Source organism: Streptosporangium brasiliense (genome assembly GCF_030811595.1).
Taxonomy (GTDB): domain Bacteria; phylum Actinomycetota; class Actinomycetes; order Streptosporangiales; family Streptosporangiaceae; genus Streptosporangium; species Streptosporangium brasiliense.
Genome location: NZ_JAUSRB010000001.1, coordinates 1,532,678 through 1,547,140 on the forward strand (window position 1 = coordinate 1,532,678; position 14,463 = coordinate 1,547,140).

Annotated in this window: 9 protein-coding genes; 8 read left to right on the forward strand and 1 reads right to left on the reverse strand. The window is 71.9% G+C overall.

From position 1 onward, the window contains the following. Positions 1-42 precede the first annotated feature (42 nt). Positions 43-1,260 (forward strand): amidohydrolase, encoded by a 1,218-nt coding sequence (locus J2S55_RS06855; RefSeq protein ID WP_306858118.1) that lies wholly within the window; start codon positions 43-45, stop codon positions 1,258-1,260. A 263-nt stretch (positions 1,261-1,523) separates the two neighbouring features. Here the strand turns inward: J2S55_RS06855 and J2S55_RS48615 are convergent. After that, a protein-coding gene (locus J2S55_RS48615; protein ID WP_442480352.1) for an IS630 family transposase occupies positions 1,524-2,593 on the reverse strand; the annotation gives its coding sequence in 2 pieces (ribosomal slippage) (positions 1,524-2,095 and positions 2,095-2,593; 1,071 coding nt in all). A gap of 245 nt (positions 2,594-2,838) precedes the next feature. On the opposite strand from J2S55_RS48615, the gene J2S55_RS06870 reads away from it, so the two are divergent. The 7 genes from J2S55_RS06870 to J2S55_RS06900 all read left to right on the forward strand — a co-directional run bounded on the left by J2S55_RS06870 (position 2,839) and on the right by J2S55_RS06900 (position 14,268). Next, positions 2,839-4,695 carry a peptidoglycan-binding protein gene (locus J2S55_RS06870; RefSeq protein WP_306858121.1) on the forward strand — a complete coding sequence of 619 codons (1,857 nt, stop codon included), beginning with the start codon at positions 2,839-2,841 and terminating at the stop codon, positions 4,693-4,695. Between the two features lie 69 nt (positions 4,696-4,764). Continuing rightward, positions 4,765-6,696 (forward strand): methylmalonyl-CoA mutase subunit beta, encoded by a 1,932-nt coding sequence (locus tag J2S55_RS06875; RefSeq protein ID WP_306858123.1) that lies wholly within the window; start codon positions 4,765-4,767, stop codon positions 6,694-6,696. Continuing rightward, the gene (gene scpA, locus J2S55_RS06880; protein ID WP_306858125.1) at positions 6,693-8,870 is read left to right on the forward strand and encodes a methylmalonyl-CoA mutase; all 2,178 of its coding nucleotides are present in this window, start codon (positions 6,693-6,695) and stop codon (positions 8,868-8,870) included. Before J2S55_RS06875 ends, scpA begins: the two co-directional genes overlap by 4 nt. Then, positions 8,854-9,822 (forward strand): methylmalonyl Co-A mutase-associated GTPase MeaB, encoded by a 969-nt coding sequence (gene meaB, locus J2S55_RS06885; protein WP_306858126.1) that lies wholly within the window; start codon positions 8,854-8,856, stop codon positions 9,820-9,822. Before scpA ends, meaB begins: the two co-directional genes overlap by 17 nt. 545 nt (positions 9,823-10,367) lie before the next feature. After that, on the forward strand, positions 10,368-11,750 hold the full coding sequence (locus J2S55_RS06890) for a cytochrome P450 (RefSeq protein WP_306858127.1): 1,383 nt from the start codon (positions 10,368-10,370) through the stop codon (positions 11,748-11,750). Further along, complete coding sequence (locus J2S55_RS06895) at positions 11,747-12,631, forward strand: terpene synthase family protein (protein WP_306858128.1); 885 nt, start codon at positions 11,747-11,749, stop codon at positions 12,629-12,631. The genes J2S55_RS06890 and J2S55_RS06895 overlap by 4 nt, the downstream gene beginning before the upstream one ends. After that, positions 12,628-14,268 carry a prenyltransferase/squalene oxidase repeat-containing protein gene (locus J2S55_RS06900; protein ID WP_306858129.1) on the forward strand — a complete coding sequence of 547 codons (1,641 nt, stop codon included), beginning with the start codon at positions 12,628-12,630 and terminating at the stop codon, positions 14,266-14,268. Before J2S55_RS06895 ends, J2S55_RS06900 begins: the two co-directional genes overlap by 4 nt. Positions 14,269-14,463: the final 195 nt, after the last annotated feature.

Genomic DNA, 14,463 nt, shown 5'->3' on the forward strand with positions numbered 1-14,463 from the left:
CACTAACGTCGCCGTGGACGGCACCGTGGAGGAGAGAAAGGGATGACGATGGCCGAGCTGCTGCTGCGCGACGCCCGGATCTGGGGGCGTACGGGCGCCGCCGACCTGCTGGTCCGGGACGGCCGGATCGCCGAGATCCGCGAGATCCCGGGCGACCGCCGGCCCGCCGGGGAAGGCGGGGACGGTGCCGGGGAGGGCGTCGAGGACCTGGCCGGCGGGCTCGTGCTCCCCGGTCTCGTCGACGGTCACGCCCACCTGGACAAGACGCTGTGGGGCGGCCCCTGGGTGCCGCACGACGCGCCCCCCGGCCTGATGGGCAAGATCCGCAACGGCCAGGAGCGGCGGCCGGAGTTCGGCATCCCCAACGCCGACTTCGTGACCGCGCTGCTGGAGAACATGATCGTCTGCGGCACCACGCACGTCCGCTCGCACGTGGACGTCGACCCGCTGGTGGGCCTGGGCTCGGTCGAGGCGGTCCGCGAGGCGGTCGAGCGGCACGGTGGCCGCATCTCCGCCGAGTTCGTCGCCTTCCCGCAGGCCGGCATGCTGATCAGTCCCGGCACCGAGGCGCTGCTGGAGGAGGCGCTCAAGGCCGGGGTCGAGTCGATCGGCGGGCTCGACCCGGCAGGGGTGGACCGGGACCCGGTCAGGCACCTGGACGCCGTGTTCGCCCTGGCCGAGCGGTACGGCGCGGGCGTGGACATCCACCTGCACGACGGCGGCACGCTCGGCGCCTGGCAGTTCGAGCTCATCATCGAGCGGACCAAGGCCCTCGGCCTGAGCGGCAAGGTCACGATCAGCCATGCCTTCGCGCTCGCCGACGCCGACCCCGCCACCCGGGACAGCCTGATCTCGGGCCTGGCCGAGGCCGGGATCGCGCTGGCCTCGGTCGCCCCGAACCGGGGCCTGCTGCCGCTCCGCCTGCTCGGCGAGGCCGGGGTCCCCGTGACCCTGGGCAACGACGGCGTACGCGACCTGTGGAGCCCGTTCGGCACCGGGGACATGCTGGAGCGGGCCATGTTCCAGGCCAAGGGCACCGGGCCGCGCGACGAGGACGTCGAGCTCGCGCTGGAGGCCGCGACCTACGGCGGGGCCCGCGCCCTCGCGCTGCGGGACTACGGCCTGTCCGTCGGCGACCGGGCCGACCTGGTGGTGGTCGGGGCCCGCAACGCGGCCGAGGCCGTGTGCGTGCGCCCGCGCCGGTCCCTGGTCGTCAAGTCGGGCCGGATCGTCGCCCGCGACGGCGCCCTGGTCCGCTGACCTCTCCCATGCCCGTGCCCTGGGCGGGAGGGCCGTTCGGCGGAGCGGTCAGCACGCACGCCGTACGGAATGGCGCGACCATGAGGGCAAGGCTGTCCATGCCCGTCCGGCATGAGGATAGGCCGAGTTATGCGGACGACCGGCCGGTTGATCGAACAGCTGGGGCATCGTGCCCGCCGATAGGCGTCAGGCGTTCGAATCCCAGCGAGGCGCCGTAGGCCGTCACCACCCGGCCGCCACTCACTGATCTTTAATGCGTGAAGTTACGGCGGCTTGAGAAGCAGGCCGGTCCCGGCCAGGCAGCCGTCGATCAGATACGGCCGATACTGGATCTTCTTCAGGCCTCGCTTGATCACGCGCGTTAGGTGGTCCAGGCCCGTGGCGGCGAGGTTGGCCAGCCCGTCACGGTTCAGCAGCGACCACAGGCCCTCCACCGGATTGAGATCGGGAGCATAGGCCGGCAACCGGACAACCCGTAGCCAGTCGGCGTTGTCGGCGATGAATTGCCGCATCTGCGGGCAGGTGTGCCGGTTGAGGTTGTCCCAGATGAGCACGATCGGCGCGCCGAGCTGCAGATGCGCCATGGTGATCAGGTCCCGGTAGTCGCGCCAGGTGAAGCTCGCTGCCTCGTTCTTGCGCCGCCGGTAAACGTGCACCCGGTAGATCAGCCGGGAGCGCCGGCCGGGCCGATAGCAGGCCAGTGCCGCGACGGAGACCCTGCCCGTGCGGTGGCCCGGTACCCGCACCACCGGGGTGGCGCCGCGCACCGCCCAGGTGCGGGCGATCGGCGGCCTCAAAGTGCGCCCGCACTCGTCTTCGAAGCAGACCCACGCGCCCAGGTCCGCCGCGGTCTTTCCACGGCCGGCCACACCTGCTCCTTCCATACCTCGATCGCCTTCTCGTCGCGTTCGCGGGCCCGGCGCGCGGGCACCTGGCACGACCAGCCATGGCGGGTCAGCAGTTTCCACACCCCGGGCAGGGAGTACGACACGTGGAACATCCGGCCGATCACCCGCCGGACCCGGGTCAGCGTCCAGTACTGGTCGTTCCAGCCGTGCGCGGCCGGGCCTCGCAGCAGCGCGGCCTCCAGCCGGGCGAACTGCGCCTCGCTCAGCCGCGGCAGGGACGCCGGTCCCCTGGAGGTCAGGGCCGCGCCGCCGCCGTGCGCCCAGGCGCGGCGCCATCGGTTGGCCGACATCCGGCTGACGCGCAGTTCCTTGGCTATCTGCAGGTCGGTGTATCCGCGGGCGAACAGTTCGGCCGCGCACAGCCGTACCTGTTCGCGCTTGGCTCGTTGTGCGGCGGTCAGCCCGCCGCCTTGCGCGTACCGCATGACCTGGACATACCGCCAGAAACCGGCAGTGTCACATGATCGCTTAACACCACGAATTAAAGATCAGCAGTGGTTTCAATGTCCCTGGATGAGGCAGAGGTACGCCGTGCCGGGTCGTCTTCTGAGAGCCGACATGTGATCCTCCGAGACGGATGGGGTTGTGTAAACCGCCTCAAACGGCGGAGCATCATCGATAATGTCTGTTGCGCGACACGTAGAGTAGTTTGCGTCCCCTGGAGATATCCGTGGCTGACATCGTGCCTCGTCGTGACTGGAGCGCCCGCCCTCCTCGCGGTCCATACTCGTCGATCTTCTCAACCAAAGGCGTGAAGGTCCACTACACGGGTGGCCGTATCGATCCGGCCATCGTTGGAGATCACCGGAAATGTGTGGACCTGGTCAAGTCAATCCAGAACCATCATATGGATGGAAACGGATGGATGGATATCGGCTACTGCGTCGATGAGCGAACGGAGATTCTCACCCGGGAGGGCTGGAAATCATATGAGGATCTCCGAGTGGGGGATATCGCGCTCACCCTCAACCATGAGACGGCGATGTCCGAATGGCAGCCCGTTCTTGAAGTGTGCGTATTTCCGGCTATGGAGCGGGAGATGGTGCGGATGGAAGGGGTCTGTCACTCGTCGCTGACGACGCCGCATCATCGTTGGCCTGTCGAGCGCTATCGCCGGCGCACCGGCACCGAACGTCAGAAGGGTCCGGACGGAAGGTGGCTTCCCACTGGTAAAGCCTCGCGGTCCGTTACCGGCCATGAACGGCTGTGGGTGACTTCCGAAACCCTCGGCTACTGGGACAGGATTCCGATCGCTGCCCCGTGCGCCGATCTGCCGACCGAGGCGAAGTGGTCGGATGCGTTCGTCGAGGTGCTCGCCTGGTTCTGGACCGAGGGACACATCAAGCGGGGCCGTGGTGCCGAATCCACCGGTGTAGCCATCTACCAGTCACAGAAGAATTCCGCGAACGTCGCGAGCATCCGGTCGGCCCTCGGTGAGTTGTTCGGCCCGCCCGCCGATCGCTTCCCCCGTGTGGGGCGCGTCACGGACGGCGTGCCCCGCTGGCGTGAAGTTGTCAATCGGGATCTCGTCGAGTTCCATCTCTCCTCCGACGCCGGTCGTCATCTCATGGACGCGGCACCCGACAGGGTTCCCGGATTCGCCTTCCTGCTGGCATTGACCAAAGCTCAGCTTTCCCTGTTCATTGAGATTTCCATGCTCGCGGACAACGCAGGAACGGACAAGCTTGCACAAAAGAGTCGGGCCGCCGCGGAAGCGTTCATGTTCGCGATCTTGTTGTCAGGTAGGGCCGCTTCGCTCCGGCGTAGACCCCCGACCGTGAGCTGCAAGACAGATATGTGGGTGGTCGCCATTCGAAAACAACGAAGTTTCGCTCCGCGCAGTGCCGTCCGGAGAAACGCCAGGTTCGATATTCGGCGGCAGAAGTATCATGGTGAGGTGTGGTGCCCCCGCACGGAGAATCAGAGTTGGCTCGCGCGTCGTGACGGTTCTGTCTACTTCACAGGCAACACCATGATCGCGTGTCCGCACCGGAAGGTGTTCGAGGGCCGCGGGCCCAACCACCTCCCCGCCGCCAACGGCTCCGGGCTCAACAGCGGCCACTACGCGGTGCTCGGCCTGGTCGGCTCCTCCGGGTTCACCCAGCCGACCGACGAGGTCCTGCACGGCATCCTCGACGCGGTCGAATACCTCCGCGACAAGGGCGGCGCGGGCAACGAGATCAAGGGCCACCGGGACGGCTACTCCACCGACTGCCCCGGCGGGCCGCTGTACGCCTGGGTGAGGCGCGGCGCGCCCCGGCCCGGCGGCGGCCCCGGCGACCCGCCCGAGCCGCACCCGTCCTTCCCCGGCCGCGTCCTCAAATACCCGCCGGTCATGATCGGCGAGGACGTCCGCACCTGGCAGCGGCAGATGCGGACGCGCGGCTGGGGCATCGACGTCGACGGCATGTACGGCGAGGCGTCCCGGGAGATCTGCCGCGCCTTCCAGCGGGAGAAAGGCCTGGCGGCCACCGGTGCCGTCAACCGCGCCACCTGGCAGGCGACCTGGGAGGAGCCCGTCACCTGAGCCGCCGGCGACCGTCCCGACCGGACCCCGGAAGAATGTTCTTCAGCGATGGCGCTTACTATCCGGTGCATGACGGTGCCGCCTGAGAGACTCCGATCGGCCGCCGATTTCCCGCCGACCACGCGGGAGCGGTGGCGAGAGCTGGCGCTCGGGGTCCTGCGAAAGTCCGGAGCCGAGACCGGCTCCCCCGAGGAGGCTCTGGCCTCGGTCACCTACGACGGGGTGACGATCGCGCCACTCTACGACGCGTCGGACCTCCCGGATGATCCGGGCCTGCCGGGCGCGGCCCCCTACATCCGCGGCTCCCGGCCGGAGGGCGGGAGCTGGGAGGTGCGGCAGCGGCACGAGGTGGCCGATCCCGAGGCGGTCCTGGCCGACCTGGAGAACGGCGTCGACTCGCTCTGGCTCGCCCTGGAGCCCGAGGACCTGCCCCGCGTCCTGGAGCGGGTCCATCTGGAGCTGATCTCGATCACCCTGGACGCCGGGGAACGGACCCGCGAGGCGGCCGAGGCGCTGTTCGCGGTCGCCGCGGGCAAACGGGCCGCCGCGGGCCCCTCCGGGCAGGCCGAGGGCAAGCGGGCCCCCGCGGCCCCCTCCGGGCACGCCGGGGACAGGCCGGCCGCCGCGGCCCCCTCCCCGGAGACCGGGGGGCGGGGGGCGGGAGACGGTCCGGTCCGGGAGAGGGAGCCGGGAGAGCTCGCCGGGAGCCTGGGCGCCGACCCGCTCGGCGACCCGGAGACCGCGGTCGACCTGGCCCGGCGCTGCGTCGCGGGCCACCCGGGTCTGCGGGCGGTCGTCGTGGACGGCACGCCGTACCACGACGCGGGCGGCAGCGACGCCGAGGAGCTCGGCTGCTCCGTCGCGGCCGGGGTCGCGGCCCTGCGGCTGCTGACCGGCGCCGGTCTCACCGTCGACGAGGCGTTCGGGCAGCTGGAGTTCCGCTACGCCGCCACCGCCGACCAGTTCCTCACCATCGCCAAGCTCCGCGCCGCGCGCAGGCTCTGGGCGCGGGTCGCCGAGGTGTGCGGGGCCGGGAGCGGGGCGGGGCAGCGGCAGCACGCGGTGACCGGCTCCGCCATGATGACCGCCCGCGACCCCTGGGTGAACATGCTCCGCACCACGCTCGCCTGCTTCGCCGCCGGCACCGGCGGGGCCGACGCGGTGACCGTGCAGCCGTTCGACGCCCGTCTCGGCCTCCCCGACGCCTTCGCCCGGCGCATCGCGCGCAACACCCACTCGCTGCTCGTCGAGGAGGCGGGGGTGGCCCGGGTGATCGACCCGGCCGGCGGCTCCTGGTACGTCGAGCGGCTCACCGAGGAGCTGGCCGGCCGGGCCTGGGAGTGGTTCCAGGAGATCGAGCGCGCCGGCGGCATGGCCGCGGCCCTGGAGGCGGGACTGGTCGCCGACCGGACCGCGGCCACCTGGGCGCGGCGGGCGGAGAACATCGCCCACCGCCGCGATCCGATCACCGGGGTGAGCGAGTTCCCCGACCTCGCCGAGCGGCGGCCCGTCCGCGAGCCCCGGCCCGGGCCGGTCCGGGGCGTCCACTACGCCCAGGCGTTCGAGGAGCTGCGCGACCTGGCCGATGCCCAGGAGACCAGGCCGAGCGTGTTCCTGGCGGCCATCGGCCCGGTGGCCGCGCACACGGCCAGGGCGTCGTTCGCGGCCAACCTGTTCCAGGCCGGGGGCATCGCCACCGTGACCGGCGGCCCGGGCGCGGATCCCGCCGGACCCGGCGCCGCCGCGTCCGGCGTCGACCCCGGCCGGATCGCCGCCGCCTTCGCCGCCAGCGGTGCGAAGATCGCGTGTCTGTGCTCCAGCGACAGGCTGTACGGCGAGCACGCCGAGGCCGTGGCCGCCGCGTTGCGGCAGGCGGGGGCGGCGAAGGTGTGGCTGGCGGGGAAGGGAGAGTACGTGGGCGTGGACGCCAACCTCTACGCCGGGTGCGACGCGCTCGGCGTGCTCCGCACGACCTTCGACGACCTGGGGGTGGCTCGATGATTCCCGACTTCTCCGGAATCGGGCTGGAGGGCGGCCCCGTCACGCCGGACCCGGCCGGATGGGCGCGGGCCGTACGGCGGGCCACCGGGCAGGACCCGGAGGGGCTGGAGTGGGAGACGCCCGAGGGGATCGGGGTCAAGCCGCTCTACACGGCCGACGATCTGGCCGGCCTGGACTTCCTGGAGACCTATCCGGGCGCCGCGCCGTATCTGCGCGGACCGTACCCGACCATGTACGTCAACCAGCCGTGGACCATCCGGCAGTACGCCGGGTTCTCCACGGCGGAGGAGTCCAACGCCTTCTACCGGCGCAACCTGGCGGCCGGGCAGAAGGGCCTGTCGGTCGCCTTCGACCTGGCCACCCACCGGGGCTACGACTCCGACCACCCGCGCGTGGCCGGGGACGTCGGCATGGCCGGGGTGGCGATCGACTCCATCTACGACATGCGGCAGCTGTTCGACGGGATCCCCCTCGACCGGATGAGCGTGTCGATGACCATGAACGGCGCGGTGCTCCCGGTGCTCGCGCTCTACATCGTGGCGGCCGAGGAGCAGGGGGTGGCGCCCGAGCAGCTCGCCGGGACCATCCAGAACGACATCCTCAAGGAGTTCATGGTCCGCAACACCTACATCTACCCGCCCGGCCCGTCGATGCGCATCATCTCGGACATCTTCTCCTACACCAGCGAGCGGATGCCGAAGTTCAACTCGATCTCGATCTCCGGATACCACATCCAGGAGGCCGGGGCCACGTGCGACCTGGAGCTGGCCTACACCCTCGCCGACGGGGTGGAGTACCTGCGGGCGGGGGTGGGGGCGGGCCTGGACATCGACAGGTTCGCGCCGCGCCTGTCGTTCTTCTGGTGCATCGGCATGAACTTCTTCATGGAGGTCGCCAAGCTGCGGGCCGCCCGGCTGCTCTGGGCGCGCCTGGTGTCCGGGTTCGGGGCGGCCGATCCCAAGTCGCTGTCGCTGCGGACCCACTCGCAGACCTCCGGCTGGTCGCTCACCGCCCAGGACGTGTTCAACAACGTCGTGCGCACCTGCGTCGAGGCGATGGCCGCCACGCAGGGCCACACCCAGTCGCTGCACACCAACGCCCTCGACGAGGCGCTGGCCCTGCCCACCGACTTCTCGGCGCGGATCGCCCGCAACACCCAGCTCCTGCTCCAGCAGGAGTCCGGCACCTGCCGGGTGATCGACCCCTGGGGCGGCTCCTACTACGTCGAGCGGCTCACCCACGAGCTGGCGCGCAGGGCCTGGGGGCACATCGAGGAGGTCGAGGCGGCCGGGGGCATGGCGCGGGCGATCGACGCCGGGCTGCCCAAGCTCCGCATCGAGGAGGCCGCCGCCCGCACCCAGGCGCGCATCGACTCCGGCCGCCAGCCGGTCATCGGCGTCAACAAGTACCGGCCCGACGCCGACGAGGTCATCGACGTGCTCAAGGTCGACAACACCGCCGTCCGGGCCCAGCAGCTGGACAAGCTCCGCCGCCTGCGCGAGGAGCGCGACGCCGACCGGGTGGCCCAGGCGCTGGAGGCGCTGGCCAAGGGCGCGGCGGGCGACGGCAACCTGCTCGCGCTGTCGGTCGAGGCGGCCCGGGCCAAGGCCACGGTCGGGGAGATCTCCGACGCGTTGGAGCGGGTGTTCGGACGGCACGCCGGTCAGATCCGCACGATCTCCGGGGTGTACCGCGAGGAGGTGGGGTCGGGCGTGGACGAGGTCCGTACGGCGTGCGCCGAGTTCGAGCGCCTGGAGGGCCGCCGCCCGCGGATCCTGGTGGCCAAGATGGGGCAGGACGGCCATGACCGGGGCCAGAAGGTGATCGCCACGGCCTTCGCCGACCTCGGCTTCGACGTCGACGTCGGCCCGCTGTTCCAGACGCCCGAGGAGGTCGCCCGTCAGGCGGTCGAGGCCGACGTGCACGTGGTGGGGGTCTCCTCGCTGGCGGCCGGGCACCTGACGCTGGTGCCGGCCCTGCGCGAGGCGCTCGCCGAGCTGGACGCCGGCGACATCATGATCGTGGTCGGCGGCGTCATCCCGCCGGGCGACTTCGACGAGCTGCGCGCCGCCGGCGCCGCCGCCATCTTCCCGCCCGGCACCGTGATCGCCGACGCCGCCCGCGGGCTGCTCGGCGACCTGCTCACCCGGCTGGGCCATGACGCGGGCGCTTGAGGACTATCTGCAGGGGGTGAAGGAGGGCTCCAGGGCGTGGATCGCGCGGGCGATCACGCTGGTGGAGTCCTCCAGGGCCGACCACCGGGAGCTGGCCCAGCGGCTGCTGGTCGCGCTGACCCCGCTGGCCGGCAAGGCGCGCCGGATCGGCGTCACCGGCGTGCCGGGTGTCGGCAAGTCCACCTTCATCGACGCCCTCGGCGTGCACCTGACCGGGCAGGGGCACCGGGTGGCGGTGCTCGCCGTCGATCCCTCGTCCACCAGGACGGGGGGCAGCATCCTCGGCGACAAGACCAGGATGTCCCGTCTGGCCGCCGACCCGGCGGCCTTCATCCGCCCCTCGCCCACCTCGGGCACCCTGGGCGGGGTCGCCAGGGCGACCCGCGAGGCCATGGTCGTGGTGGAGGCGGCCGGATACGACGTCGTGCTGGTGGAGACCGTCGGCGTCGGCCAGTCGGAGACCGCCGTCGCCGACATGGTGGACACCTTCCTGCTGCTCGCCCTGGCCAGGACCGGCGACCAGCTCCAGGGCATCAAGAAGGGCGTGCTGGAGCTCGCCGACGTGATCGCGGTCAACAAGGCCGACGGCCCGCACGAGCTGGAGGCCAGGAAGGCGGCCAGGGAGCTGGCGGGGGCGCTGCGGCTGCTCCGTTCGGAGCGGTCGGTGCCGGTGCTGACCTGCAGCGGGCGCGAGGGCAGCGGTCTGGAGGAGCTCTGGGGGCAGCTCGTCCATCACCAGGAGACCATGGCCGCCTCCGGCGAGCTCGCCGCCCGCCGCCGGCACCAGCAGGTCGCCTGGACCTGGTCCCTGGTGACCGAGCGCCTGCTGGCCAGGCTGCGCGAGCACCCCGAGGTCGCCGCCATCACGGCCGAGATCGAACGGGACGTCCAGGCCGGGGCCCTGACGCCCTCCCTGGCCGCCGACCGTCTCCTGGCGGTCTTCACGCACTGACCCGCCCGTGCCGCGGCCGGCTCCCCGCGGGTCTCCGACGCCGGCCCGCCCGACGCCGGCCCGCCCGACGCCGGCCCGCCCGTCCCGCGCCGCCCGGTCCGCGCCGGCTCCGCGCCGCCCGGTCGCGGCGGGCGGGAGCGTGTGGCCATGACTACGTTGCGTGACTTTCAGTCAAGATGCTTGATGTGTATTGTGTCCATTTCATGTGAATTGCCACTTAATGGAACGATTCATTTGTGGGTCGACAAAACTATTGTTCCGTTTCCGGGTTGATGGTCTGAGTGGATCATGTGATACTTCGTCCCGAGCGTTACGAATGTCGCAATAAAGCACTCTTCGGATACGTGAGTGTGAGATAAGGCGCATGGCGAGGCGTGGGAAGGCCGCAGAAGGGTCGCCGGTCGACCGGCCCTGACCTGTTTCCCGTGTGGGGACCGGCCACGACGGAGTGGTGGATCCCCGGATTGCGCCCGTACCGCCCCGGCTCGCCCTGGGCGGTGGTCACGCTGCGTGGATCCGTTCCATGCGAAGTGGGAGCTTCAACGATGTCGATCGATACGGGCACGCGGGGGGTACGGCGGGCCAGGACCGCTCCCGCCCGCCACATCCTCCCCCGGTTCATGAGGGATCCGGTCAACGCGCTGGCCGAGCTGGGCCGACAGGCGGGCGGGGAGGTCGTCCGGCTCAACCTGGGGCCGTTCCGGCCCTATCTGGTCACCCACCCCGAGCACGTCCAGCAGGTGCTGCGGGCCGACTGGACGAACTACCGGCGCGAGGGGATGTTCTGGCGCCCCCTGCAACGCATCCTCGGCGCCAGCATCCTCGGCGAGGGCCGGCCCTGGGAGGAGAGCAGGAAGATCCTGCAGCCCCTGTTCACCGTCCGGTACGTCGCCTCGCTGGCCGAGGAGATGGCGCGGACGATCACCGCGCGCGTCGAGGAGCTGGACGACTACGCCCGTGACGGCCGGCCCATCGACGCCGCCGAGGAGATGGCCGGCATCGTCAACCAGGCCGTCATCAGGGTGCTGTTCGGCGACAAGATCACCCGTGCGGACGGGGAACGCCTCGCGCCGGCCTACGACACGGCCGCCACGTCGATCAACTTCAGGCTGCTCATGCCGTTCGCGCCCTACTCCGTCCGGGTGCCCGGTGACCGGGCCTTCATGAGGGCCGTCAGGACGGTCGACGACGTGGTGTTCCCGGTGATCCGCAAGGCGCGGGCCGACCCCGACGGCGGTCTCGACGTCATCTCCGCGCTCTGCCGGGCACGCGGGGACGAGGGCGGGGAGGCCGTCGACCGGCAGATCCGCGACGACCTGGTCAGCGTCTACGGCGCGGCCTCGGAGTCCACCGCGATGACCCTGACCTGGCTGTGGCCGCTGCTGGAGACCCACCCCGAGGTGGCGGCCAGGCTCTATGACGAGATCGACCGCGTGGTCGGCGCCGGGCCGGCCGTCCCGGCGCACCTGCCCGAACTGGTCTACACCCGCATGGTCCTGCAAGAACTCCTGCGGCTGTACCCGGCGGGCTGGATCTTCCCCCGGATGGCCATGGAGTCGGGGGAGATCGGCGGCGTGCCGGTCAGGGCGGGCTCACAGGTGCTGATCAGCCCCTATGCCACGCACCGGCTGGAGGAGTTCTGGGAGCGCCCGCTGGAGTTCGACCCCGAGCGGTTCGCCCCCGGAAGCCACGAGCGCCGGCACAAATACTCCTACTTCCCTTTCGGCGGAGGGCCGCACCAGTGCCTGGGGCAGCACCTGTTCTACGTCGAGGCGCCGCTGCTGGTGGCGGCCATCCTGAGCCGCTTCCGCCCCACGGTCACCGGTCAGGGACCGTTCACCCCGGCGCCGGCCGCCTCGCTGCGCCCCAGGCAGAAGGTCGAGCTGAACCTCCACCCCCTCCAGCGCGTCCCCGGGCGGGTGCGATGACGGCGCAGCCCGCCCTCGCCGCCTGGCCGGCGGCCGCGGGCTCCGGGACGGTCTGCGCCGTGGCCGGGCAGTCCCAGCGGGAGATGCGCGGCTGGGCGCTGGCCTATCCGGACCTGTTCTCCGCCAAGCCGTTCGACGAGGCCCTCTACAGCACCCTGTCGCTGGCCATGGCCTTCAGCGGGCCGTGGTTCAGCGCCGAACAGCTGCGGATGGCCAACAAGGTCTGCCTGTGGGCGTTCGGCCTGGACTGGCTCGTCGATTACGTCGCCACCTCGCGGGCGGAGGCCGAGGACGTCGCGCGGCGGTGCCTGGAGGTGGCCGAGGGCGCTCCGCCGGTCCCCGGCGACGACCTCACGCGCCTGCTGGCCGACATCCGGGACGGACTCGCCGCCGCGCCCGCCTTCCCCGTCCTCGGCCCCGTCTGGCGCGAGGAGCTCCGGCTCATGCTGGAGGCGATGCTGCGGGAGTGGCGCTGGAAGAGCGAGGGCGCCACACCGAGCTTCGGGGAGTATCTCGGCAACGCCGACAACCTCGGTTTCTGCTTCGCCTTCGTCTCCCACTGGATCCACACCGAGGAGACGGCGGCGGTCACCGACCTCGACCGTGTGCGCCAGGCGGCCCGCGCGGTGCAGCGGGTGATCCGCCTGCTCAACGACATGGGGACCTACGGGCGGGACCTGAGCTGGGGGGATCTCAACTCCCTGCTGCTCGGCGTCACCCGCGCCGAGGTCGAGCGCGAGGCCGCCCGGCTCGCCGCCCTGAGCCGGGAGCTGATCGACCCGATCCGGGCCGACCGGCCCGAGCTGGCCGGCTACCTGGAGCGGCAGATGGACTTCTGCGCGGGCTTCTACCGGGTCGGCGACTACTGGGGCAGCCTGTGAGCGTCGACGATCTCCTCCTGCCGGACACCGCGCGGCCGGCGGGACGGGCCGGGATCGACGTGCCCGCCGCGGCGCGCGAGCTGGTCGCCGGGCTCGTGGCCGAGCCGTACGGCCAGGTCTCGGCCTCGGTGTACGAGACCGGGCGGCTGGTGAGCCTGGCCCCGTGGCTGACCGGCCACGCCGAGCGCGTCCGCTTCCTGCTGGCCGCCCAGCGGCCGGACGGCGGCTGGGGCGCCCCCGGCGGCTATGCCCCGGTGCCCACGCTCAGCGCGACCGAGGCGCTCGTCGCCGAGCTGCGGCGCGACGACCCCGATCCCGGCCTCGACCCCGCGGCGGTGAGCCGCTCCGCCGACCGCGGCCTGGAGCTGCTGCGCGGCTGGTCACGTGAGGACCGCTGGCCCGCCCTGCCCGACATGCCGGCGATCGAGCTCATCGTGCCGGCCCTGGTCCTGCGGATCAACGGGCATCTGGCGCAGGGGGACGGCGCCGGACGCCTGGCCCTCCCCGCGGGCATGGACGACGCCAAGCTGTCGGCGATCCGGACGTGGCTGGCGACGGGGGCGGCGGTCCCGCGGAAGCTGGTCCACGCGCTGGAGGTCGCGGGCGAGGCGGCGGTCCAGGCCCCGGGGATCGTCCCCAGCCTGGTCGGGACGGCCGCCGGCGCCCGGGACACGGCCGTCGGCACGATCGGGGCCTCGCCCGCGGCCGGCGGCGCGTGGCTCGGACCGGCGGGCGGGCCCGGCCCCGGCGATCCGGTGCGGCGGTATCTGGAGGCGGTCGCGGGCAGGTACGGCGGGCCGGTGCCGTGCGCCCTGCCCGTCACCGTGTTCGAACGCGGATGGGTGCTCAGCTGGCTGCGGCGGGCCGGCGTCCCCGTGGACGTGCCGCCCCAGCTGGTGGCGAGCCTGGGGGAGGCGCTCGGCCCGGAGGGCACCCCGGCGGGGCCGGGGCTGCCGCCGGACGCCGACACCACCTCGGTCGCGCTCTACGCCCTGGCTCTGCTGGGGGAGCCCCACGAGCCGGACGGCCTGCGGGTGTATGAGACGGACACCCATTTCTGCACCTGGCGCGGGGAGGAGGGGGCCTCCCCGACGGTCAACGCGCATGTGCTCGACGCCTTCGGGGAGTACGCGCGCCGCCGCCCCGGGGCCGCGCCGCGCTACGCGGAGGCCACCGGCAAGCTGGCGGCGTGGCTGCGCGGCTGCCAGCGCGAGGACGGCAGCTGGCTGGACCGCTGGCACGCCTCGCCGTACTACGCGACGGCCTGCTGCGCGCTGGCCCTGGAGGAGTTCGGCGGCGAGGAGTCGGCGGGCGCCGTGGACGGGGCCGTGCGCTGGATCCTCGCCACCCAGCGCGGCGACGGGTCCTGGGGCCGCTGGGAGGGGACGGCGGAGGAGACCGCCTACGCGCTCCAGACCCTGCTGCTGACCGCTCCGGCGGACGGGCGGGAGCGGGCGGAGGCGGTGGAACGGGGGTACCGCTACCTCCGGGGCTCGGTCGGGGACCGGGGCACGCCGATCGGCGCGCCGCCGCTCTGGCATGACAAGGACCTGTATCTGCCGGTGGCGATCGTCACGGCGGCCGTCCTGGGGGCGCTGCACCTGGCGCGTCCCGCGCGGGCCGACGCGGCCGGGTGACCCGGCCGCGATGACGGAGGGTAACCGGAATTCAGCGGGTAATTTTGTCCGGAAAAGGACAGATGAGTCCGGGAGATCAATGCCGCCTTGAGTGTATTTGATGACATTGCTAGGGTTCTCCGGGTGCGGAGCGGATGTCGCCGATCACATGATGCGGCGCCGATTATTCACACGCGTTAATTGCCGTGAAACGTA